This window comes from Brevibacillus formosus, from assembly GCF_003013405.1.
GTDB classification, from domain to species: Bacteria; Bacillota; Bacilli; order Brevibacillales; family Brevibacillaceae; genus Brevibacillus; species Brevibacillus formosus.
This window is the reverse complement of the sequence record NZ_PXZL01000027.1, coordinates 75,219-99,304: the sequence shown is the minus strand read 5'-3', so window position 1 is coordinate 99,304 and position 24,086 is coordinate 75,219. Positions and strand designations below refer to the sequence as shown.

Sequence of the window (24,086 nt, the reverse complement as noted above, 5' to 3'; positions counted from 1 at the left end):
CCGATGCAAACCTTTCTGATAGCATTGCTGGAATGCTCAATCGCCATGTCGGTAATCGGTCTCCTCTATATAGCCGCTACCCCCTTCTTGCAGAACCACTTTACGGCCAAGGGGCGCTACTATGCATGGCTGATCATTGTCATCGGTCTGATTATTCCGTTTCGCTTCCAATTCCCCACGTCTGTTGTTTCCTTGGAAATGCTGCTCCCTGTTCTGGAGAATGTCGGCCACACCTCCCTTGACCAGGGGATTACTCCTTCAGCAGCAAATGTGGCGGCATTACCTTGGTATGTACTGGCTGGAGGATTCTGGATTGGCGGAGTTATCGTGTTCTTGTCTTACCACGCCATACGGCACAAACATTTTCTGCACATGATGAAGCGTTGGGGCATGGAATGCTCGGACCACCAAGCGCTACGACTGTTGCAGGATGTCCAAGCGAACATGAACATAACCCGAAAAGTGGATTTGCGGGTCTATCCGGGCATTGCCAGCCCGATGCTAGTCGGCTTTGCCCGTCCTATCATCTTGCTTCCGTCTGAAAATATCTCGTCCGATGAGCTTCTGTTCATCCTGAAGCATGAGCTGATTCACTTAAAACGCGGGGATTTGGGCTACAAAACACTTGTGCTTATTGCCGCCGCCCTTCATTGGTTTAATCCGTTTGTCTATCGAATGGCCCGGGAAATTGCGCTTCAATGCGAGCTCTCTTGTGACGAGGAAGTCATCAAGCATTCCGATATGAGCAATCGCCAGCAGTATGTAGAGGCCATTATTGGCCTGATAAAGAAGCAATCCCGGGAACAAAGCTTACTCTCCACCAGCTTCTCCGACAGCAGATTAGACTTAAAGAAAAGGGTGATTTCCATCATGGATACAAGAAGCAAGAAATGGGGCATTTCGCTTTTGATGGTTATCGTTTTGGCTACGATAGGTACGGGCGTTATGTTAAAACTAAGCCCAACAAAATCCGAAACCACAACGCCAGACTCAACAAGTTCCATTCCGGCATCCGGAAATATAGCGATACACGAAGAGAACAAACCGCTGTCTTCTCAAGCGGATCCCGTAGCTTCCGCAAATAACCCGGAAGAGGATAGGAAGGGAACCGCTTTGGAACCCGCTTCTGCGGAACGTAAATCCTCAACTTCCGAAGCCTCGCCTACTTTAGAACCCGAGCCGGCACCCGAACAGAACACGGGCAGTCCCGTAGTCGACCCAAAAAGCAAACCTTCTGTTCCGGGCGTTGTTATACCTGCTCCTGCTCCAGCTCCCGCAGTGATAACGGACAGTCCCGTAATCGACCCGGCAGTCAAAAGTGCAACGGAACCCGGGGAGAACAAGCGGTAACTTTCGTTTGCAGCTCCCGCTATTTCTCGCCAATAACGAACAGCAATCGGATACTGCCATCTGGCTTGTCTGATTGCTGTTTATTGGTTCTTCTTTTACAACTCACCCTCCATAAACTTGATCAAGTACACATCAGCATGCGCGATAAATTCTGTAAAGCTGCACAAGTCCGCATACTCCTTATGCTCCTCATCATAGCAGCCGATGCTACCTTTTTTCTTCGGATTCCACACAAGATGCAGATGTGAGTAGTTGTCGATTTCGGCGGATAAACGCAGCAGCTTTTGCCGACCGATTTTCATTTCAATCGTATCAGTCAATGTAAAAAAGTCGATGTACCGAATATCATACTCATTTTCCGCCAGCTCAAGACGCAGCTTTTCTCCGGTAAGGAAGCCAATCAGTTCTTCAGTCAGTTTATATTTTTGCAGCTCGTACTTCCTGTTCTCCACATCATGCAGCTCGGCAGGTTCCAGCGATTTCAAATACGCAGCCAACTCCGTATCTTTATTGCTGACCGCGATGGTATAAGGCCGCTCGCCACCCCTTTCTGCTACCATGACGTCCGCACCGCGTTCAACCAAATATTTGACCATGGCGGCATTCCCCAAGCGAGTGGCAACTGTTAAGGGGGTCGCTTGATACGGATACACCATATTCGGTTTGTTATAATTGATGTCCACCCCATGATCGAGCAAATAGGCCGTGGTCGTAAGGTCATGATCCGACACGGCTTTACGCAATACATCGCCGCCATGCAGTCTTATATCCAGTCCCAGCTCTTGAATAAGCGGGATGTTCTTTTTGTTGCCGTAGTAAGCCTCCGAATAAGCGTTTGAGCGCACCTGATTGACCATGTCCAGCTTGGCGCCTTGCGCTACAACATAACGAACGAGCTCTTCCGTGCAATAGCGTACGGCCATCAAAAAAGCTGGATTATTTTTGACATTCAAATTAACGCCATGCTCTACCAGCAGCTTAACAACTTCTAGCTTCTCTGATAAAATCGCCAGATCCAACGGGCTTAGCGTCGTATATTTGCTAAGCACGATGCCCTTTTCTATATCCCATCCGGCCGCAATCGCATCTTGTAAAGCCGGGATATTTCCTTGATAAATATGCATTGCGATTTCTGGCAGCTCTTCGAAACTCCCGATATCTTTCAACTTGATCATCGATTACCCTCTCCTGACTTATGTCTTATGAAAAATATAGAAAATGATTTGGCAAAAAACAACAAATAATTACCTTATTCTTCTTTATTCGATTGAAAATACAGTTAATTTTGTCTATTTTTGACGAATTTGCTCGATAAATAGTTTTTTGCCAATAAAAGGAGTAGTTTTACGAGAAGAGAAATACTTATGCAAATCGTCTTATACATAATTTTTAAGGAGAGTGGACTGATGAAGAAGATGCGTACTCTCGCTTCTCTTACGCTTGCAGCATCACTCATGCTGAGCGGCCTTCCTTACAATGCACTGGCAGCAGCGGAGTTTAGCGAACAGGATTGGGAAAAAGTAAACGAGTTTACCAACGCGGAAGTAGAGATTGGCTCCGAAATCTCGAAAATCTCCCCCCTGCTGAACACCAGTTCCAGCAAAAACGTCAGTGTCATTATTGAGCTGCAAAGTGAACCTTCGATCACAGCTAAACATAGCGAAGGTTCAGAATCTTCCGTTAGATCATTACGAGCAAAAGTAGAGGAGGAGCAAGAATCCTTCCTCGATGAAGCAAAAGACAACAAGGTCAAACTGAAGGTAAAGCGCAAGTTTGAACATGTATTCAATGGAATGGAAGCAACGGTGTCAGCCGACGAGTTGGAAGAGCTGGCTGAACTGCCACAGGTAAAGCGCATTTATCAAAATACGTATTATGAGCTTCCCGAAATTGATGCTGTCAGCGAGAAAGCATCGTCCACCAAATGGGATCAAGCCCCTCTCCAACAAATTGGCGTTCTCGACATGTGGAAGGAAGGTCTGACTGGGAAAGGATTGAAGGTCGGCGTCATCGATACCGGTGTCGATTACAAGCACCCTGATCTCAAGGATGCTTATAAAGGCGGATATGACTCCTTCGACAATGACAAGGACCCTTATGAAGAAGCACCAATCCCTGTGGAGGATGACCGCGATGGAAAAGGATATGAAGGCTCCAGCCATGGAACTCACGTATCCGGCACCATCGTAGGACGCGCCAAAAACAGGACCTCAGATGTGCAGGTAAAAGGGGTTGCCTATGGTGCAGACCTCTACGTCTACCGCGTATTGGGCCGAGAAGGCGGAAGCTCCGCTCAGGTCATCGACGGTATCGAAAAAGCGGTAAAAGACGGCATGGATGTCATTAACCTGTCGCTTGGCGCCGCTATGGAGAAGAACTCTGACTCCCCAGATGCCATCGCTGTAAATAACGCGGTACTTTCTGGAGTGATCACGGTTGTATCGGGTGGGAACTCCGCCGACGATGAACGCGGCAGACATTATTACACCGCGGGATCACCTTCTGGTGCGAGGCTGCCGATCACAGTTGCAGCGGTAGACTCCCCTACCGTGCAATATGACGGCTCTGCAACCTCGTCATTCGGAGCCAATTACGAATTCCCTGTGATGGCATGGCAGGTGAGAAAGGATAACTTCGCCTCTATCATCGGAACCAAACCGCTGCCTGTCGTCTACGCCAACCTTGGCTCTCGCAGCGATTTTGAAAAGGTAAATGTAAAAGGCAAAGTTGCTCTCGTTTCCCGCGGTACTCTCGGCTTCACGGAAAAAATCGAAAACGCCCGAAAAGCTGGTGCTGTCGCTATCGTGGTCTTTAACGGTAACGACACCGACGGGGATGGCGTAGCTGACCTGGATATCCGTGATCGCGAGGGCTATGTCAACACGATCCTGGGTGACCAGATCGAAGCGATCCCTACCTTTGACATGAAGGGTCTGGAAGGCCGTACACTGGCAAAAGAGCTGCTGGCTGACCCTGAAAAAGCGAAAACACTGACGTTTACGTTCTCAGGAAACTACCCAAGCACAAATGATCCGGGCGACCGCATCGCCAGCTTTAGCTCACGCGGTCCAATCATGGGCGACGACTACAGCATCAAGCCGAATCTGGCTGCGCCAGGTGTAGCCGTTCTGTCCAGCTATCCATCTTGGAGCAAGCTGATCCCTAACGCCAAGTACGACAAGGCATACGCCCGTCTAAACGGTACAAGCATGGCGGCTCCGCACGTTTCCGGTCTTGCCCTGCTGCTGAAACAGGCACATCCGGACTGGACACCTGCCGATATCAAGGCAGCGCTCGCGAACACCTCAAAACCGCTCTATAGCCCAGACGGCACACTGTACGATGTGTACTCCCAAGGTGCAGGCCGCGTAAACGGCTACGCTGCATCGAAAACACCTGCTGTTCTGACAACGGTAGAGCAGCTCACTATTTTGGGCGAAGATTTTGAGCCGAAGACCATTCCGTACTATGCAGATAACGTTTCCTTTGGCTTGCTGAAGGCAGGCAGCAATACCGTCACGAAAACCCTCCAGCTGAAAAACCTGTCCAAGAAGGATGTTTCGTACGATGCAAAAGTGATCATGCATCCGTCCGTCACGACAGATCCGTACAAGCCGGACTCCAAAACGCCAGATGTGGATGATATCAATGTGGAAATCTCCGATGATTCCATCTCTGCTAAAAAAGGCGATGAGACCACATTTGAGCTCAGCCTGACTGTTGACTCCGATGCAAAAGACGGCGTGTATGAAGGCGAAGTCCTGCTGAAAGGCGAGAAAGGCAACCCTGACCTGCGCCTGCCGTTTGCTGTACACGTGGGAGAAAAGCGTGAGGATACCAACTTCGGTTTCGACAACCTGAAGCTGTCCGATACGACAATCACCCCTGATGGTGATGGCAATGAGGATTCGTTCACACTCGAAGCCGAGCTGCAAGCCAAAGACGTGAACCAGATTTCTGTTGAGGTATGGGACATGGACGATAAATACGTCGGTACGCTCGCATCCGTGTTCAACAATTACGCGCTGATTGCGCCAGGCCCTATCACCTTCTCTAATCTCGATGGTACTTACTACGATGGTAGCCAAGTAGCGAAGAAGCTCGATCCAGGCAAATACAAGCTGAAGCTCGTCGGTCGAAGTGTAGACCAAAGCAAGCCGAAGGGTGAGCAGATTGTAAAAGAATACGAGGCTTGGAAATCCTTCATGATTAAGGCATCTGATAAAAACGCAGTCTTGTCCAAGGTAGTTGAAGAAGCCGAGGAGCAATTCGAGTTTGAGATTGCGAACACCACAGAGCTGGATCAACCAGTGCTTGCCCTGCCGGAAGAGAGCGATGATGTGACTTATCAGGTGACGAAGAGCTCTGATGAGGCGTTTATCGACGATGAGGGGATTTTGAAGGAGCTACCTGCCGAAGGGGAAGAGACCGTTACGCTGTATGTGACGATTACTTCCAAGGAAGATGAGTCCGTCACGCGGACAGTGAAGGTGGATGTGACGTTAGAGGCGGTAGTAGAGTAGTTTGGTATGAGATTTTTTAGATGAATGAAGGCTCCGCCACACATCGTGGCGGAGCCTTATTATTTTGCCAACTATACCGGCCATTACAGCTTGTTCAAAATTTCCTCTTTGATAAAGGCTCTGATCTCTTCGCCGCTCTCCAGAGTGAGGACGTGTTGTGCTGTTTCCTGTAGCGACTTGTAATCCAGCTTTCTCAGCAAATGGCGGGCCCGGAGAACGGAAGTGGCACTCATGCTGAATTCATCCAGTCCCAACCCGAGCAGAATCGGGATCGCCAATTCCTCCCCGGCCATTTCTCCGCACATGCCTACCCATTTGCCTTCCTGATGGGCCGCCTTGATTACCTGATTCACAAGCCGTAAAATGGCGGGATGGTACGGATCGTACAAGTAGGCGACCTGCTCGTTCATTCTGTCCGCTGCCATCACATACTGAATCAAATCATTGGTCCCGATGCTGAAGAAATCGGCTTCCTTGGCGAGCTGGTCTGCGATCATCGCGGCTGCTGGCACCTCGATCATGATTCCTACTTCCAAATGATCGTTAAACAAAATGTCTTGGGTGCGCAGCTCTGCCTTCACTTCGTCCAGGATCTGGTTCGCTCGACGCAGCTCGGCTATAGTGGCGATCATTGGATACATGATCTTGATATTGCCGTATATACTTGCCCGGAGCAAAGCGCGCAACTGCGTCTTAAACAGTTCCACGCGATCCAGGCAAAGCCGGATGGCTCGATAGCCTAGAAACGGATTCAATTCTTTCGGCAGATCAAGGTAGGAAAGCTCCTTGTCCCCGCCGATGTCCAATGTTCGAATGACAACTGGTCGATCCTTGCCCATGTTCTCTGCAACTGCTTTGTAAGCCGCAAACTGCTCTTCTTCCGTGGGGAACTGCTCTCGTCCCATATAAAGAAATTCGGTACGAAACAGTCCGATCCCCTCGGCGCCGTTTTCAACGGCCTGCACGGCGTCCTGCGGATTCCCGATGTTGGCTGCCAATTCCACGCGGTGCCCATCTGCGGTAACACTTTCTTCATGAACCAGACGAGCCCAATCCTCTTTTTGTTTCCAGTAGGCCTGCTGTTTGGCTTCATAGACTGCGACGACAGCTTCGTCCGGTCGAATGTGTACCTCGCCCTCAAGTCCGTCGACGATGACCAGATCCCCGGTTTGCAGCTGCTCTGTAATGTCTGACATGCCTACCACCGCCGGGATTTCCATGGTGCGTGCCATGATTGCGGAGTGAGACGTGCGGCCGCCTATATTCGTTGCGAATCCTTTTACCTTTTCCCTGTCCAACTGTGCCGTATCGGATGGCGTCAGATCGTGTACAATCAGAACCACAGGCTCTGCGAAATCTGCTTGCAGCTGATCGTGTATGCCGAGCAGATTCTTTAGCAGGCGCTGGCTGACATCGCGCAAATCCGCCGCCCGCTCGCGCATGTACTCGTCGTCCATGCTTTCAAAAATGGCGACAAAGCTGTCACGAACCTCCTCCAGAGCGGCTTCCGCATTCACTCTTTCGCTTTCCAGCTTCTCCTCAATGGCACCAATAAACTCCGGGTCCTGCAAAAAAAGCTGGTGGGCTTCAAAGATTCTCGCTTCTTCTTCGCCCATCTCGTGGCGGACCTTCTTCTTGACCTGCTCGAGCTCTATATCTGCCGCTCTCACACTTTCCTGAAATCGCGCAAGCTCTGCGGCCACCTCATCTTGGTCAAGGGTGCGTCGTTCATACCGAACCATTTCTTCCTTTTGTACAACAGCTCGTCCAATCACGATTCCGGGAGCTGCAGCGATCCCTTTTTGCAGCATTACAATCGCTCCTTATCGAAGCCGCACCCCCTGGTGTCCAGAGGGGGCTTCCTGTCATGTTACCCGTGAACGGACATGAGCAATTTGCCAAGCTCCTCCATTGCTTGCTCTGCCTGTTCTCCAGTGATTTCAAGGGTGATTTGCTCCCCCATCTTCGCACCCAGTGTCATCAAGCCCATGATGCTTTTGCCATTGATCTTTTTCGTGCCCTTGATCACGTTTACCTCACAAGGAAACGAAGTAGCCTTTTGTACGAATAACGTTGCCGGACGGGCGTGCAGTCCAGTCGGATTTTGAATGGTGAAAGTATTGGTCAACATCTGGTTCCAGCTCCTTTTACTCTACCGCATCTTTTTTCAAAACTTTTAGCATGAGTGCCGTAACGATTGTTCCGGCAAGAATGGAAACAAGGTAAAGCGGCCAGTTGCCGATTACCGGCAAAACGAATATTCCGCCATGGGGGGCAGGCAATGTGCATCCAAACAGCATCGACAACCCGCCAGCTACCGCAGAGCCAACTACGAGCGAAGGAATGACGCGTGTCGGATCAGCCGCGGCAAACGGGATCGCCCCCTCAGTGATGAAGGTTGCCCCCAAGACATAAGCCGTTTTGCCCGCCTGCCGCTCTTCCATGGTAAATTTCTTCTTGAACAGCGTAGTCGCCAAAGCGATTCCGAGCGGCGGAGTCATCCCGGCTGCCATAATCGCTGCGTGAGGGGTGAAGTTGCCCTCGGCAATCATTGCAATCCCAAACGTAAAGGCTGCTTTGTTGACAGGGCCACCCATATCAAAGGCCATCATTGCACCCAAGATCACACCTAGGATAACGGCGTTACCAGTGCCCATGTTTTTCAGCCAGTCACCCAGCGCAGTATTGGCCGCGGCAACCGGTTCAGATACGACGTATACCATGACAAAGCCTGTAAGCAAAATCCCAAGCAGCGGATACAACAGCATCGGCTTGATGCCTTCTAACGATTCGGGCAGTCCAGCCAACACTTTTTTCAATCCGACCACAATATATCCGGCCAGGAACCCTGCGATGATTCCTCCGAGGAAGCCCGAGCCGGAAGTAGCCGCCAGCAAGCCTCCCACCATACCGGGAGCAAAACCAGGGCGATCAGCGATGCTCTTGGCGATAAACCCGGCCAATACCGGGATCATCAGCTGGAACGCAGTCCCTCCGCCGATGTCCATCAGGACTTTGGCCAGCGGATGGAAGGACGGATCGTTTGGATCAACTGCCTTGATCCCAAACATAAAGCTCAGCGCAATGATAATCCCGCCGCCTACGACAAACGGAAGCATGTTGGACACGCCGTTCATTAGGTGCTTGTAAAAAGCGGGCTGCTTCGCTTTTTTCTCCGCCTTTGCTTCTTGGACATGGTCCTGATAGCTGGTCCCGCCTCCGCGGTAGATGCTTCCCTTTTGCTCTACTGCGCGCTGAAGCAGTTCTTCGGTATTGCGTATCCCTTCCGCAACTGGCACTTCAATGACGATCTTGCCAGCAAAGCGTTCCATCTCCACCTGCTTGTCAGCAGCCACAATCACCGCTGTCGCTTCCTCAATATCCTGCGAAGAGAGCTTGTTTTTCACACCGCCGGAACCGTTTGTCTCTACCTTGATGGCAATCCCCAGCTCTGCTGCTTTTTTCTTCAGTGCATCGGCCGCCATGTACGTATGGGCGATCCCGGTCGGGCAAGCGGTTACTGCGACTACTTTTGTCACATGTTTCTCTGAGGTCTCTTGTCTCTTCTGTTGCTCTTCTTGTTCCTTGTTCTCTACAACGCTTTCATTTTCGCCCTGGATTTCTTTTTCTTTGCGCGTGATAATCTCGAGAACCTGTTCCTTCGTTTCTGCACGCGTCAGCTCCTGACGAAAGGCTTCGTCCATGAGCATCTGAGAAAGCAACGCCAGTGTTTCGAGATGGGCCTGGTTGGCGTTCTCAGTAGCCGCAATCATGAAGAAAAGATGTGCTTTTTGGTTATCCAACGAGTCAAAATCAACGCCCTCTTTGGAAAAGCCGTATGCAATGCTGGGAGTTTTGACTGCTGCTGTCTTGGCATGCGGGATGGCGATTCCTTCTCCAATTCCGGTGGAGCCTTGTGCCTCCCGCGCGAGAATGGCCTGCTTCATCTCTTCCCTGCTGTTGAGCCGTCCAGCCTCGTCCAATTTTTCAATCAACTCATCTAATACTGCTTCCTTGGTGGAAGCAGACAGAGGGAATAGAATCGTGTCAGCTTTTAACAAATCGGCAATGCGAATCTCGTTATTCATCGTTGAACCCCCTTTATCAAATGGCGGTTATTGTAATTTCCGGAAGAAATGCTTGTATCTTCTCATGTGTGCAGAAGCCTTCTGAGAGGGCAGTCATACTCCCCGCTGCCACAGCAAAACGAAACGCGGCTTCCGTATCCATTCCCTGCCTATAGCCATAAAGGAACCCAGCAACCATCGAGTCTCCGGCACCGATCGAATTGACTGGTTTGCGCTGTGGAATCTGGGCGACATAGGCCGCATGCCGATTGACAAATACAGCACCCTGACCAGCCATCGACACGATGACGTTCTGTGCGCCCATTTGCAAAGACTTACGCGCCATGTCGATCGCCTCTGCTGGTGTGGCAATCGTCACCCCAAACAGTTCCCCCAACTCATGATGATTGGGCTTGATGAGAAACGGCTCTTCCGACAAACCGGTTTCAAGCGCTTTCCCTTTTGCGTCGAGGAAGATACGGACGCCCTTGCCACGCAGCCGCTTCATGATCGTCTGATACATATCAGACGGCAAGCTTTTCGGCACGCTTCCCGCGAGTACCAGATAATCACCTTCCTGCAAGCTGTCGATCTGTTGCATCAGCCTTTGGAGCGCTTCCTCTGGGATGTCCGGTGAGACTCCGCTGATATCCGTTTCGGTCTGCGCCTTTATTTTTAAATTGATTCTGGAATCCTGTCCGATTTGGATCAAGTCATGAGAGATGCCGGCTTGCTCGATTTGCTGTTGAATAAACGCTCCCGTAAACCCACCGACAAACCCAAGCGCCGTGCTGTTTTCCCCAAGTATGCGGAGAACCTTTGATACATTTATGCCTTTTCCGCCAGCGACCTTCCACTCTTTTTGCGCCTGATGAATGGTTCCTTGCGACAGAGCAGTGATCCACAAGTGGTAGTCAATCGATGGGTTCAGGGTTACTGTGTAAATCATGCTTTCACCACTTTAAGAGTTGATAATCTGCCGTAAATTTGTTGTTCCTCTTCGCTCAAACCGTCATCCGTGATTACCGTGATGCCTTGCAGGTCTCCCACTTTGGCAAAGGTGACCCTGGAAAACTTGTCAGAGTCGGACAAGACAAATCGCTCGTCAGAAAACTGCAAGGCCAGCTGCTTGACGTATGCCTCATCCGGGTCAGGTGTGGTCAGACCGTGATGCTGGTCAATGCCGTTGGTCCCGAGAAAGCATTTGTCGAATCGGTATTGACTGAGCGCAGTGATCGCATCACGCCCCACCATCGACAGTGTAGCCGCTTTCAATTCTCCGCCCAGCAGGATCGTCCTGATGTTTCGCTTGATAAGCTGAAGGGCAATGTCCACCCCGTTGGTAACGACCATGATGTTGTCGTAAGGTAAATAGGGCAGCATCTGATACGTCGTGGTTCCCGCATCGATGAAAATCGAGTCGTGTGGTTTTATCAAGCTGGCGGCATATTTGGCGATCGCCAGTTTCTCCCGCTCATGTTTGACCGATTTTTCCAGAACCGTCGGCTCTTCGATTTTGCTCTGTAGCACAGACGCCCCGCCGTGCACGCGTTTAAGCAAGCGCTGTTCTTCCAATTCGCTTAAATCTCGCCGGATCGTCGATTCCGATGCCCCAGTCGCTTCCACAAGCTCATGAATGCGCACAATATCTTTTTCTTTCACTAAAGCTACTATCAGTTGATGACGTTCAGGGGTTAGCATTGTATCCTCCCTTCTCCTAGTTGCACCAGGATTGATTATGATTATACATTCAAATTCAATCAAAAACAATCATTAATAGTCATAATCGGTCAGAGGTCGTTCACTCCTTCAGAAAACAGAAAAAGCCACCCCAAATCATCGGAGTGGCTTCCATATGAATCTATGCATGAACTTAGCTTGCCGAATGAACGCGGCCCTGACTTACTCTGCTTTCATTTTTTCAAGAACGAGCTCTATCGATTTCTCCTTGATGTGGGGGAAATCACTGATGATCCAGTGAGGAACGACATATACCTGATTGTTTTTGACTGCTTTTAACTGCTGCCATAAAGCGCTGTTGATCAACTCTTCGTATCTCTTTTCCGATTCTTTGTCTGGACCCTTGGCTGGATTTCCGACCTGAATGAAAATATGATCTGGATTTAGCTCCGGCAATTTTTCCATGGAAATAGCTTCGAATTTTTTGATAGTTTCAACTTGTGGGAGCGGCTTCAATCCCAAATCGCGGGTAAGCGTCGCGCCAAACAGTTGATTCGGGCCATGAACTCGATATTCTTTTGCCATGACCCGCATGTAGAGCACAGTTTCGTCTTTGCCAACCTTTTTCGCCAGCTTTTTCTTGGCTTCCTCGGCTTTTTGATCATAGCGTGCCAACCATGTGTCAGCTTCCTTTTCCCTACCAAGCATGCTCGCTAATTCACGGAAAGCAAGTCGCCAATCATCCTGGTCTGGTAAAATGATCGTGGGAGCTATTTTCGATGCGTCGTCATAAATTTTAGCATGGACTTCCCTGCCTATGATCAAATCGGGTCCTGCCTCCAGAATCGCTTCCAGATTCGGGTCATCTCCCAGACTTTTCACGCCTTCAAACGGGTTTCCCTCCATGTATTCCAGGTTCGTTTCTCCCTGGTAGGATGTCATGGCATAGGGCTTGATGCCAAGAGCATAAAGAGAGTCAGCCAGCCGATAATCAAGCACTGCAATTTTCTTCGGCTCCCCTTTTATGGTCGTTTTACCGGAATAGTGTTCAATGACCCGCTGTGCGGATGATTGATTGTCATCGGCATTAGACATTTGTTCCTGACCAGCACCGCAGCCAGTAAGGAACAAGCAGCTTGCTAGAATGAAAGAAAGTGCTGCGAACAAATAAGTGCTATTCTTTTTCATAAATAAGCGTCTCCTATTCCTATCCTCTTTTTGTTAATGATAATCATTTTCAACATATCATAGCAAAGTATAGTATATTTATTTCCTTTTATTTTTTCAAGCTTTTCACTCTTCACTCTGCTTTCCTTTTGCATTTTGTCCTTTAGCCTCGTATGAAAAAAAGAACCTCCAATCCAAAAACGGATCGAAGGTTCACTGTAAGATTGCTATTAACTAATTAACTATAAGCCAGTTCCTTCTCGCTCAGACCAAGCACCTCGTCTGTCGAACGTTGAATCTCGCGGAGAAGCTCTTGGTTTTGCATGAGCGACACACCATAAGAAGGAATCATTTCTTTGATTTTCGGTTCCCACTCTGCCATACGTTGTGGGAAGCATTTTTCTAATACCTCAAGCATAACCTGAACAGCTGTAGAAGCACCCGGAGATGCGCCGAGCAATGCAGCTACGGAGCCATCAGCGGCACTAACCACTTCTGTACCAAATTGAAGAGTACCTTTTCCTGCTGGCGTATCCTTGATTACTTGCACGCGTTGGCCCGCTACTACGATATCCCAATCCTCGCTTTTCGCGTTCGGAATGAACTCCCGTAGTTCTTCCATGCGCTTTTCATGTGATAGCATAACTTGCTCGATCAGGTATTTGGTCAATGCCATTTCTTTTACGCCTGCCGCCAACATTGTGATGACGTTGTTCGGTTTTACGGAAGTAATCAAATCCATATTGGACCCTGTTTTTAAGAACTTTGGCGAGAATCCCGCAAAAGGTCCAAACAGTAAGGATTTTTTGTTGTCGATGTATCTGGTATCCAGATGCGGTACCGACATTGGAGGAGCGCCGACCTTTGCTTTCCCGTACACTTTTGCATGGTGCTGCTCTACCACTTCCTGGTTTTTACAAACCATGAACAATCCGCTTACCGGGAAACCGCCGATATGCTTGGACTCTGGAATACCGGTTTTTTGGAGCAGATGCAAGCTTCCGCCGCCACCGCCGATAAAGACGAATTTGGCAATATGCTCTTCGATGTTACCAGTTCCCATATTGTACACTTTCAATTTCCACATACCGTCGTTCGTACGTTTGATATCCTCAACAGCATGGTTGTAGTTAATCGAGACGTCTTTCGTCTTCAAGTATTCAAACAACATACGTGTCAAAGCACCAAAATTGACGTCCGTACCGGAATCGATTTTGGTTGCAGCTATTGGTTCATTCGATGCCCGGCCTTCCATGATGAGCGGAATCCATTCCTTCAGTTTTTCAGGGTCATCGGAGTATTCCATCCCTTGAAAGAGAGGATTGTTTGCCAGCGCTTCAAAACGCTTTTTCAAAAAGCTTACATTCTTTTCGCCTTGCACCATACTCATATGAGGTATTGGCATGATAAAGTCTTGCGGATTTTGGATGAGATTGTTTTTTACAAGGTAAGCCCAGAATTGTCTGGACAGCTGAAAATGTTCATTGATTTTAATTGCTTTGCTAATATCTATAGATCCGTCAGCTTTCTCGGATGTATAGTTCAGCTCACAGAGTGCCGCGTGTCCAGTACCCGCATTATTCCATTCGTTAGAGCTTTCTTCGCCTGCTTTTGCGAGTTTCTCAAAAACTTTGATTTCCAACTCAGGTGCCAATTCTTTCAGTAATGCTCCCAGAGTTGCGCTCATGACCCCTGCACCAATCAAAATAACGTCTGTTTTTTGCTGTATGGAGCTCATAATACCCTTCCTTATCTACTGTTTTTGTAAAAAAGAAGTAGTAGCTCCTTGCCCCGTTGCAAGACGCTACGAAAACATCTTACCTTTCACAACTATAACTATATCATAGAAATTATTTATTGATTCAATTATCTATTATAATTAGAGGATTAATAACTATTTAATGTTGGTAAAAAAGGGAGGATTCCGCAAACAGTGCCTGATGAACACGTAAAAACCATTGCCCTGCCTCAGTTTCTTGCAGGGGTTTAGGATTTGGTTTGTTGTTACCAGTGAGGAGCTTACCATATAAATTTTTCGTTACAAATGGTAAAACCTGGCAGCCCATTAAAACCTTAATCTCATATCTAAGGAGAGATGGAGATGAACTCTTTGACCCACCTGACAAACAGCATTCCATGGCAGCGTTTGACGACAGCCTACGGCAGAGGGACGGACATTCCGCAGCTGATAGAGACCCGGCAATATGAGGAGTTGGCCAATCTAATCGAGCACCAAAGCACCCTGTGGCAGACGACGCCGTGGGTGCTGCTGATACTCCTACAAGAGCTTACCAAACAGAAACCAGAGCAGGTCTCTTCGCAGGAAATTCAGTTGTACTTGGCTGTAGCTTCTGCTATAAACGTGGACGAAATGGATTCACAAAATGCGGTTGAGACCATGAACGAGCTATTGGACGAAAAGTACTTGTGGCCAGAGGACGAGGAAGACGATGAATTATGGTGGGAAGAAGAGGAGCCACGGGGTTATGAGCAGGAAGCATTTTTCAGCTATTATTCCTTCAGTTACTTGCTGCTAAAAGACGCCATTCCCGTTTTCACCGCGATTATGAGAGGGAATGATAAGCTCGCTCCCGCTATTCAAGAGCTGCTGCTTATGCTTCAGTCAAAGGATGTTAGAACTGTCGAATAGGTATTCGAGTTTCTTTGATAGCACCCACCCCCGTCACCTTATGATGGGGCAGGTACTTCTAGCTGCTGTACGTAATATCGATGGGCAACTTCTGCAATGCGATCCTGATCTTCCCAGAAGCTCTGATCAAGCTTATCCAGCCGTTCTTCCTCCTCCTCGGTAAGGAACCGTGGAATATCCCAGAGTTGGGTGAGGCGGTCGTCTTCCGATAGATGCTCGATGCAGGCATATCCCGACTGGACGATTTCAAGAGCATGGACTGCCCCGATGGCTTGTAAGGCCCGTACCGCGTAGATATATGCCTCTTCTCCCCAGTTGCAAAAAAACTGCAAAAACCCGCCGTTATATACATCAGCCTCCAACAACCATAAGGCGGCAATCTCTTGTTCCTGCGAGGTCAGTGTGTTCCAGCCCAAAGCATTCTTTTTCTGCACAAAGGCTGCGGCAAAATCGAACCATACGTCATGAATATCCACCTTGCTCAACTTGTACGCCCCCTAAATGTTAATCCCTTCAAGAACAGATGTGCACAAACAACACGAAATAAATTAATCTTATATGAATACATAATCTTTTGGTAGATGGTGGTAGATCTGCGTGGCTGGCATCTAAGAAAAAGAATCGTTTAGGAGGTTTGCAATGGATCAGGTACTTATCGAGCAATTAAATTGCTGGCATGAAGAAGACGAACACCAGAAAATTGTGGACTTGCTGATAGCCGTTCCTGAGGAGAAGCGAGAGTATGAGGCGGTCAGCCGACTGGGCAGAGCTTATAACAACTTGGGTCTATATGAAGAAGCGCTCAACCAATTAAAGAAAATTACTGAAGCAGGTCAACAAGACCCAGTCTGGCACTTTCGAGTAGGTTATGCCCTCTATCATTTGAAAAGATATGAAGAAGCGGGACAGTCATTCCGTACCTCAGACAAGTTAGAAACCGGTAATCAGAACACCGAATCATGGTTACGGTGGAGCTTGCAAAAAGCGGAGAAGCAGCAAAGACAGGAGCTTCGGATGGCTGCCAAAAGAGCAGCGGCCGTTGAGGGTTCCGCATCGGAGGAAGTCCCTTTTTCGAACATGTCACTTGAAGACTTTTGGGACGACAGCGAGTACGCGAAAAAGGCATATCAATCCGCGCCACCCACTGATGAACTGATCGCTTCGATCGAGGAAGAGCTGGGATACAAGCTCCCTGCCTCCTATCTTGCACTAATGAAGCAGCAGAATGGCGGCATTCCGAAAAACACATGCTTCCCAACAGAGGACCCTACCTCCTGGGCTGAGGATCACATTGCCATTACAGGCATTCTAGGCATTGGCCGAGAGAAAAGCTATTCGCTCTGTGGGGATCTTGGCAGTCGGTTTATGATTGAGGAATGGGGATATCCCGACATTGGAGTCGTCATCTGCGATTGTCCTTCAGCAGGTCATGACCTAGTCATGCTGGATTACCGGGAATGCGGTAGGGATGGTGAACCCGAAGTCATTCACGTCGATCAGGAAAACGATTATGAGATTACTTTCCTGGCTGAAAATTTCGAGGCGTTTATCAGAGGCTTGGTGAGCGAAGAAGAATACGATACCTCCGAGGAGGATAAGGAAGCGGCTCTTTACAAAGTAGCCCATGGGAAATTCTCTTCCTTGCTGGAGGAGCTGTGCACACCCGTGTCGGAAGTGGAACAAATTGATCAGAAAATACGCGGCATTTGTACACGGATTGTAGAGGAGAAAGGCTATTTTTCTTTTCATGCGGATGAATTCTCGTATTTGATGTATGATGTGCAGTTTTGGCTATACACAAAGTCATACCCGGATACCACTCGCGAACAGTACCTGGCTGTCTATGAGAAAATGATTGCCTTTGGCGGAGAATTCGGGCAAGGCGGCTATGCGCCGGGATGGATTAGCGAATGGCTGGATCGTCGCAAGGAGGAAGGCCGGATCGTACAGGAAAATGGACACATCCGGTTTACAGATCAGTTCGCTGCGGAAGTGATTCAACAGCTGCGAGAAGCCTAAAATACATGCAAGCAACAAAGAGCCCACATTGTCGCGGGCTCTTCTTTTATTTCCATTGATTGCGGGTGTATCCCTGATTGCTATGCGTTCTACTCATGAAAATCGAGGCCCGATTTGACTTCTTTCACATACCCTGCCCGAATCACGAAATCTCCGAAATGCTCCCCTTCCTCACGTTCCTTCGCATACCGATTTAAGATCGGCCGCAGTTCATTCAGTATTTCTTTTTCTCCGATGTTTTCACGATACAGCTTGTTCAATCGATTGCCGGAGAAACCGCCGCCCAAATACATGTTGTATTTACCGACAGCCTTCCCAATAAAAGAGATTTCTGCGAGTGCAGGTCTTGCGCATCCATTTGGGCACCCTGTCATGCGAATGACGATCTCCTCATCGCGCAAACCCGCCTCATCCAAGATCAGCTCGATCTCATCCAGCAGTGTAGGCAAATAACGCTCTGCCTCAGCCATCGCGAGTCCGCAAGTCGGCAACGAAACACAAGCCATGGAGTTTCTCCGCAGTGCAGAATAAGCAGCTCCATCGGTGAGCCCGTATGCTTGAATGATCTGTTCAATTTCCGGTTTCTTTTCACTGGTGACATTTCCAATGAGGAGATTTTGATTCGGCGTCAGGCGGAAATCCCCTGTATGCACCTTGGCAATCTCCCGCAGGCCGGACTTCAGGAGGTAGTTGTCCTCGTCTTTTACACGGCCATTCTGAATGAAAAGGGTAAAATGCCAGTTATCGTCGCTCCCTTTTACCCAGCCGTAGCGATCGCCATTATGCTCGAAGTGATAGGGGCGTGCCTGCTCCAGCTCCCAGCCCAGTCGCTGCTCCAGTTCATGGACAAACCATTCGATACCGCGGTCGTCGATTGTATATTTAAACCGAGCATGCTTCCGCACCGCGCGATCTCCGTAGTCCCTCTGGATCATGACCGTTTTCTCGGCGACATCCAATACTTGTTCCGGTGTGGCGAAACCGATCACCCGCGCCACCTGCGGATACGTTTTGGGATCGCCGTGGGTCATTCCCATTCCGCCTCCGACCGCAACATTGAAGCCCAGCAGTCGACCTTCCTCATGAATGGCGATAAAGCCCAAATCCTGCGAAAAAACGTCAACATCATTGGCAGGCGGAACGGCGATGCCGATCTTAAACTTGCGCGGCAAATAGACAGGCCCGTAAATCGGTTCTTGCTCTACCCCATCCCGACTGTCGACGACCTTTTCTTCATCCAGCCAGATTTCATGATAGGCGCGGGTCCGGGGGTCCAAATGATTGCTTATTTTTTTGGCCCATTCGTAAACCTCTTGATGAACTTCCGACTCGTACGGATTCGGGTTGCACATGACGTTGCGGTTGACGTCCCCACACGCAGCCAGTGTACTTAACAAGGCCTCGTTTACTTCTTGAATCACCTGCTTCATATTCCACTTAATCACGCCATGCAGTTGAAAAGACTGACGAGTCGTCAGGCGAATCGTTCCATTCGCAAACTTCTGGGCGATATCGTCCATCATAAGCCATTGCTCGGGTGTGACAACGCCACCAGCGGCACGCACACGCACCATGAATTGATAGGCTGGCTCCAGCTTCTGTTTGCTCCGTTCGTTCCGAAGATCCCGGTCATCCTGCATGTAGCTGCCATGAAATTTCATCAGGCGGTTATCATCCTCAGGGATGGACCCAGAAATTCTGTCTTCCAGCGTTTCCGCCAGACTTCCCCGCAAGTAATCGCTTCGGCGTTTAATGTCCTCTACATCGCTGTGAGGAGCACTGTTTGGCGAAAGCAAATGATTTTCTGACATGGTTTCAATCTCCCCTCTCATTCTTTCTCAAAACTCAATAGACATCTCGCTGATAGCGTTTTTCCTGCTGCATCCGTTTCAAATACGCCACGGCTTCCTCTGAATCAAGTCCGCCCTCTTTTTGAAGAACGGTGACTAGGGCTGCGTGAACGTCGTGCGCCATCTTCTTCTCGTCTCCGCATACGTATACATGCGCCCCAGCCTGCAGCCATTGGTACAGCTCCTTGCTCTTTTCAAGCATCCGGTGCTGAACATACACTTTTTCGCTTGTATCCCGAGAGAACGCGACATCCATGTGGGTTAGTACGCCCTGTTTGAGCCAACGCTGCCATTCGAGCTGATAGAGAAAATCTGTGGAGAAATGCTGATCGCCAAAGAAAAGCCATGTCTTGCCCGTCGCCCCAAGCTCCTCCCGTTCCCCCAAAAAGGCACGGAATGGAGCAACACCCGTGCCAGGCCCGATCATGATCAATGGGATGTCGGGGTTAGCCGGAAGCTTAAAGTTGGGGTTATGCTGTACAAATACTGGCAGTGTATCACCCGTCTCCAAACGATCCGCGATATAGCTGGAACAAACGCCATACCGATCTCGACCATGAGCCTGATAGTGAACATTGCGAATTGTCAGATGAACTTCGTCTGGGTAGGACTTCAAACTGCTCGAGATCGAATAGAGACGCGGCGGCAGCTTTCTAAGTACGGAGACAAAATCTTTGGCAGGCACACCCTTCAAATCGTAGTCCTCCACCAGATCTAGCAAATCGCGATTTCGAACATAATCGCGAAGCTCTTGCTCTCGCCCTTCCGCAAGCAGTTCCTGCAAACCATTTCCTGATGATAGCTTTACTGCTTGTTCTAAGAGAGGCTTGGTGAGAAGCGTGATTTCAAAATGACTGGACAAGGCCTCTTCCAACGGGAGCTCTTCCCCGTTCTTGTTAATCGGGACAGGCTCTTCTGGCTTCCAGCCCATTGCGTCAATCAGCTCACGGACAAGGCCAGGATGATTTTTAGGATAGATTCCCAAACAGTCACCCGGTTCATACTCGAGATTGCAACCCTCAAGGGAGATTTCCAAGTGACGGGTTTCCTTATCCGATCCCCGTCCGTTCAGATTCAAGTTCTCCAAGACCACAGCCTGAAACGGATTGGATCGTGAATATTCGGTCAGTGACCCTGACCCGATCACTGCACCGCCCACGAATGCGCTTGCAGCAGCAACTTGGGTCGCCGTAGTTTCACTGAGAGAAGCCAGGACCTGATTCATCCATTCAGAGGCTTGCTCGTCGTAATCCACATCGCAATCGACCCGGGGAGTAAGACGCTTGCCGCCTAGCTCTTCCAACCGCTTGTCGAACTCCTTGCCAGTTTGGCAAAATAATTCATAAGAGGTATCGCCCAATGCCAGCACAGAAAAACGCAGGCCCTCCAATTGCGGGGCTCTCTTGCTGTGCAGGAATTCATGGAAAGAGAGGGCGTTGTCCGGTGGTTCACCATCCCCGTGCGTGCTTACCACAACAAGCAGGTTTTCAACTTTTTTCAACGCATTCGTCTTGAAGTCGCTCATGGAGGAAAGAGTTACGTGGAATCCGTGCTCCTGAAGCTTTCCGGTCAGTACCTTGGCCAGCTTTTGGCTGTTCCCGGACTGAGAACCGAAAAGTACTGTCACCTCTTTGGAAATGACTGGCCCATTCGCGGCTAAAGTGGCTTGAAACCCAGCGGCCATCGGTGCTTCCACTTTGTGAAGAGCTGCAAGATACCCGCTCAGCCAAACCTTTTGCACCTCCGAAAGCGTAGGCAGTAACCGATTTAGGAGCTCTACTTGTTCCTGACTGAAAGGACTGTCTGTCACCTTAAGTACCAACGATATGCACCTCACACGAGAAAAAATTAATTCCGAGTAATCTTATATGATTATTTACTTTAAGCTACCATAGTGAGTAGAACCCGAGCAATTGGAATTCATTATTGTCATCATAAGTTTTACTAATCGTTGGAAAACAACATAAAAAGCCCGGTTCCAAGATAAGGAACCGGGGTGATCTTCACTCATGATTTATCGAAAAATAGCCCTCACAGAATGTGTTAAACTACCTTAAAACAAGCACTTCTCTATAAAAAATGTGAAGTGAACATCCATAAATGACTTTATGGGGGCATTTGATGAAACCATTGATGGTAGCGACGATTCCCGGTGGAATCATAACCATTCTTATATTTTTTCTAGATTACTTCCGATTGCAGCTTGTCGACAAATTTCTCATGTTTGCGGCTTTCGTCATTGTACCTCTTGTGATTTTACTTTTGCGCTATGACGAAAAGAATAAACATCAACGGGTTATTTATGCTGCTTTAAAGCTGCTTCAATATCCCGCAGCGCTTCTCGCCTTAGCCTCTGTAATGGGCAGCAAAACGTGGGGGCTAGGAAGTACAGCCATACCAGGGACTCTCTCGCTCGGGTGGCTACTTTTCACATTCCTGCTCGGCATCTATGGCCTGACCGTTATTGTGAATCGCAAGGGAAGAACAGAGGAAATCGCGATTGGCACGGGGCTCGTTTACTTTTTTATCGGGGGCATTTGGTTCACTCTCTATCAGTATCAATTTGACCTCTTCCAGGCTAAGCCCACAACGCACGCCCTGAGTTCGGTCCACTTTCATTTCTCATCTGCAATCGTTCCGATTTTTATCGGTTTACTGGGACGAGTCATGACAAAGAAAAGCTGGTATCCCTGGGTCGTTGCTGTCGATATCATTGGACCCATTTTGATCGCGGTCGGAATTATTTTCTCGAAGCCGATTGAGTACATTGGCGTCACCTTGTTCGCCTGTAATATTGCGATTTACACTACTTATCTGCTTGGTTACTTGAGAAACGGCTCCGTACAGAATAAGTCGAGCTTCTTTTTAGTCCTTTCCTGCATGGCCTTCTACACGATTGTCGTCGTTTCCATTTGCTATCCGTTATTGAAAAACATGTTTTCTTTAACCATACATGATTTCATTCCGATTTACGGAGCGCTGCATTCGTTTGGGTTTGTTTTATGTGGGCTGATTGGATGGGTGTACATCATAGATTCTCTTAAGGAAAAATACAACAAGGAGCAACAGGAGTGATTGCCACTACGTGTTGCTCTTTGTTTCTGAATTACACTTCGCACATCCTCTTCGTACATGACAGCAACCTCTTGCCTGTTGGCATAATTGAACCTTACATAGCCGTTTAGCTGCCGATAAAACAGTTTGCAAACATATTCGTTCTCAATCGTCAGATCAGGGAGAAAAGCTTCTCGGAACATGCCAGCCAGCTCCGGCAACGAAAGCTGCTCCTGCACTGGGGGCAAGCGCAAAAAGAGGTGACTCCTCGTCTCCGACCACGGCTCATAATAAACCGCTCCCTCCTAGTCACTTCCGTATACCTGGCGATAGATTTCGTCCAGCACTCTAGCATACATCGCTTCGTCTTCCTGCTCCTGCCCTAATACGTTGCGGCGGCTGCTTCACCGGTAAGGCCGCCTCGGTTCATGGAAGCAACAAAGAGCCCACGCTCGACGCGGGCTCTTCTTGTATTTCATTCTATGGAGGCTTCCTCACAACCTCAAACAACGCCTCACTTACCCCGGCGATAGAGATCGATGCTTTTAAAGCCCTCAGCCAAGACTGTAATCATTTCAGCTCGGCGCTTTGTCCGTGTCCCCTCTTGTACAGCACTATATACATACCGCGCCCAATCCTTTTGGTACCCGGGCGTGAGTGATTGGTAAAAAGTGAGCTCTTTTGGCGCATTGCGTAAATCCTCTTCTATTTTCGGCACAAAGTCTATATAATCATCGACGCATTGACTCGGTTTAGATGAAGCTTTTGCCGCCTTCTTTTTCTCATTTTTAAACCCGACAACCGTAAACACCTCATTCATACCGACCATTCGATTGAATTTGATCGTGCTTGTCCCGATATAGCCATCTTCATCGGCCCCTAACCCATCGAATAATTCATCCCGATGGATATAAGTCGGATAGACTTTATTCCCTTTCTTGGGATAAGCAACGTATAGAAGCCCTCCCTCCAATAAATAGCTGTGGTCGATTACCTTCATCATGAGCTCCTGCAAGGACTTCATATCTAGTACGAAGGCAAAAATCATGTCATATTGCACGTCTTTCAACTCATGGTCCGCTTCTTTAAGTACGGCTAAGCTCTCCTCACCCTCCGGTGTATGTAAGACAGCCGTTTTTTGATATTTTTGCAGGTTCAGCTTCTCAACGATTGTTTTCGACATGATGGATCTTCCCCTTTGATTTCATGATACGGCTCGGAGCCAAGCCTAGCTTACTTTCTTCCTACCCAGATATACATAAATACGAAACCACGTAACCTATTCATGTAGGTAATTCTCTCGTGGAATTCCTCTTAATGTGTAACTTACTGGTAAAGTACCCCGAAATTACTCGATTAATCTTTTTCAAGAGTAATACTTCCATTCATTATTCGACATTTTTTGATTATGTCTTGTCACGAAATAGCTTTATAGAAATACAAATTCATGTAGTTCTTTTAAAAATTTGTTCTTATTTACAACACTTTTGTCGAGCTTTCGCGTTGCATAAAAAACTTTACTGAGATACCACCAAGGGCTATTACTCGTTCTCTGATCACCCACTCCATATTTGGAATTTATATGTCTAGACCAATTTCATAAATCAACGATGGTATATTTTTTCAAAAAAACAATGTTTTGTTATAAATTTTACGACATATCGAAATATGTTGAAAATATTATGTTGAATTCTATCGATTCCTTTGTTTTAATCATTTTGGAATA

Annotated in this window: 17 protein-coding genes; 5 read left to right on the top strand and 12 right to left on the bottom strand. The window is 48.4% G+C overall.

All coding sequences use genetic code 11. The features are described from left to right. Window positions 1-3 precede the first annotated feature (3 nt). Entirely contained in the window at window positions 4-1,350 is a 1,347-nt protein-coding gene (locus tag C7R91_RS21965; protein ID WP_106786221.1) for a M56 family metallopeptidase, read from the top strand. A 95-nt stretch (window positions 1,351-1,445) separates the two neighbouring features. Here the strand turns inward: C7R91_RS21965 and C7R91_RS21960 are convergent, their stop codons facing one another. Next, on the bottom strand, window positions 1,446-2,525 hold the full coding sequence (locus tag C7R91_RS21960; protein WP_047070221.1) for an ankyrin repeat domain-containing protein: 1,080 nt from the start codon (window positions 2,523-2,525) through the stop codon (window positions 1,446-1,448). 231 nt (window positions 2,526-2,756) lie between these two features. Between C7R91_RS21960 and C7R91_RS21955 the strand changes: the two genes are divergently transcribed. After that, a complete protein-coding gene (locus tag C7R91_RS21955) occupies window positions 2,757-5,873 on the top strand; it encodes a S8 family serine peptidase (RefSeq protein WP_047070222.1) in 3,117 nt (1,038 codons plus the stop codon). An 83-nt stretch (window positions 5,874-5,956) separates the two neighbouring features. Here C7R91_RS21955 and ptsP read toward each other — a convergent pair whose 3' ends face one another. The 7 genes from ptsP to C7R91_RS21920 form a co-directional block, all read right to left on the bottom strand. Then, window positions 5,957-7,684 carry a phosphoenolpyruvate--protein phosphotransferase gene (gene ptsP / locus C7R91_RS21950; protein ID WP_047070223.1) on the bottom strand — a complete coding sequence of 576 codons (1,728 nt, stop codon included), beginning with the start codon at window positions 7,682-7,684 and terminating at the stop codon, window positions 5,957-5,959. A gap of 59 nt (window positions 7,685-7,743) precedes the next feature. Continuing rightward, window positions 7,744-8,004 (bottom strand): HPr family phosphocarrier protein, encoded by a 261-nt coding sequence (locus tag C7R91_RS21945; RefSeq protein ID WP_047070224.1) that lies wholly within the window; start codon window positions 8,002-8,004, stop codon window positions 7,744-7,746. Between the two features lie 16 nt (window positions 8,005-8,020). Then, complete coding sequence (locus C7R91_RS21940; RefSeq protein WP_047070225.1) at window positions 8,021-9,961, bottom strand: PTS fructose transporter subunit IIABC; 1,941 nt, start codon at window positions 9,959-9,961, stop codon at window positions 8,021-8,023. 16 nt (window positions 9,962-9,977) lie between these two features. Continuing rightward, the gene (gene pfkB / locus C7R91_RS21935; RefSeq protein ID WP_047070226.1) at window positions 9,978-10,889 is read right to left on the bottom strand and encodes a 1-phosphofructokinase; all 912 of its coding nucleotides are present in this window, start codon (window positions 10,887-10,889) and stop codon (window positions 9,978-9,980) included. After that, window positions 10,886-11,641: a DeoR/GlpR family DNA-binding transcription regulator gene (locus C7R91_RS21930; RefSeq protein ID WP_047070227.1), complete on the bottom strand. Its 756-nt coding sequence runs from the start codon at window positions 11,639-11,641 to the stop codon at window positions 10,886-10,888. Before C7R91_RS21930 ends, pfkB begins: the two co-directional genes overlap by 4 nt. A gap of 201 nt (window positions 11,642-11,842) precedes the next feature. Beyond that, entirely contained in the window at window positions 11,843-12,808 is a 966-nt protein-coding gene (locus C7R91_RS21925; RefSeq protein WP_052773398.1) for an ABC transporter substrate-binding protein, read from the bottom strand. Window positions 12,809-13,025: 217 nt separating this feature from the next. Next, window positions 13,026-14,525: a malate:quinone oxidoreductase gene (locus tag C7R91_RS21920; RefSeq protein ID WP_047070228.1), complete on the bottom strand. Its 1,500-nt coding sequence runs from the start codon at window positions 14,523-14,525 to the stop codon at window positions 13,026-13,028. A gap of 363 nt (window positions 14,526-14,888) precedes the next feature. On the opposite strand from C7R91_RS21920, the gene C7R91_RS21915 reads away from it, so the two are divergent. Beyond that, window positions 14,889-15,437, top strand: coding sequence for a hypothetical protein (locus C7R91_RS21915; RefSeq protein WP_047070229.1), 549 nt, complete (start codon window positions 14,889-14,891; stop codon window positions 15,435-15,437). A gap of 38 nt (window positions 15,438-15,475) precedes the next feature. Here C7R91_RS21915 and C7R91_RS21910 read toward each other — a convergent pair whose 3' ends face one another. Further along, a complete protein-coding gene (locus tag C7R91_RS21910; protein WP_047070230.1) occupies window positions 15,476-15,922 on the bottom strand; it encodes a DMP19 family protein in 447 nt (148 codons plus the stop codon). Window positions 15,923-16,076: 154 nt separating this feature from the next. On the opposite strand from C7R91_RS21910, the gene C7R91_RS21905 reads away from it, so the two are divergent. Then, window positions 16,077-17,456 (top strand): SMI1/KNR4 family protein, encoded by a 1,380-nt coding sequence (locus tag C7R91_RS21905; RefSeq protein ID WP_047070231.1) that lies wholly within the window; start codon window positions 16,077-16,079, stop codon window positions 17,454-17,456. A gap of 89 nt (window positions 17,457-17,545) precedes the next feature. On the opposite strand, the gene cysI is transcribed toward C7R91_RS21905, so the two are convergent. Both cysI and C7R91_RS21895 read right to left on the bottom strand, forming a co-directional pair. Further along, entirely contained in the window at window positions 17,546-19,267 is a 1,722-nt protein-coding gene (gene cysI / locus C7R91_RS21900; protein ID WP_047070232.1) for an assimilatory sulfite reductase (NADPH) hemoprotein subunit, read from the bottom strand. Between the two features lie 34 nt (window positions 19,268-19,301). After that, on the bottom strand, window positions 19,302-21,128 hold the full coding sequence (locus C7R91_RS21895; RefSeq protein ID WP_047070233.1) for an assimilatory sulfite reductase (NADPH) flavoprotein subunit: 1,827 nt from the start codon (window positions 21,126-21,128) through the stop codon (window positions 19,302-19,304). Window positions 21,129-21,427: 299 nt separating this feature from the next. Here C7R91_RS21895 and C7R91_RS21890 point away from each other — a divergent pair, with 299 nt between their 5' ends. Next, on the top strand, window positions 21,428-22,381 hold the full coding sequence (locus C7R91_RS21890) for a YndJ family transporter (protein WP_047070234.1): 954 nt from the start codon (window positions 21,428-21,430) through the stop codon (window positions 22,379-22,381). A 493-nt stretch (window positions 22,382-22,874) separates the two neighbouring features. Here the strand turns inward: C7R91_RS21890 and C7R91_RS21880 are convergent, their stop codons facing one another. Next, window positions 22,875-23,543, bottom strand: coding sequence for a YdeI/OmpD-associated family protein (locus tag C7R91_RS21880; RefSeq protein WP_047070235.1), 669 nt, complete (start codon window positions 23,541-23,543; stop codon window positions 22,875-22,877). Window positions 23,544-24,086: the final 543 nt, after the last annotated feature.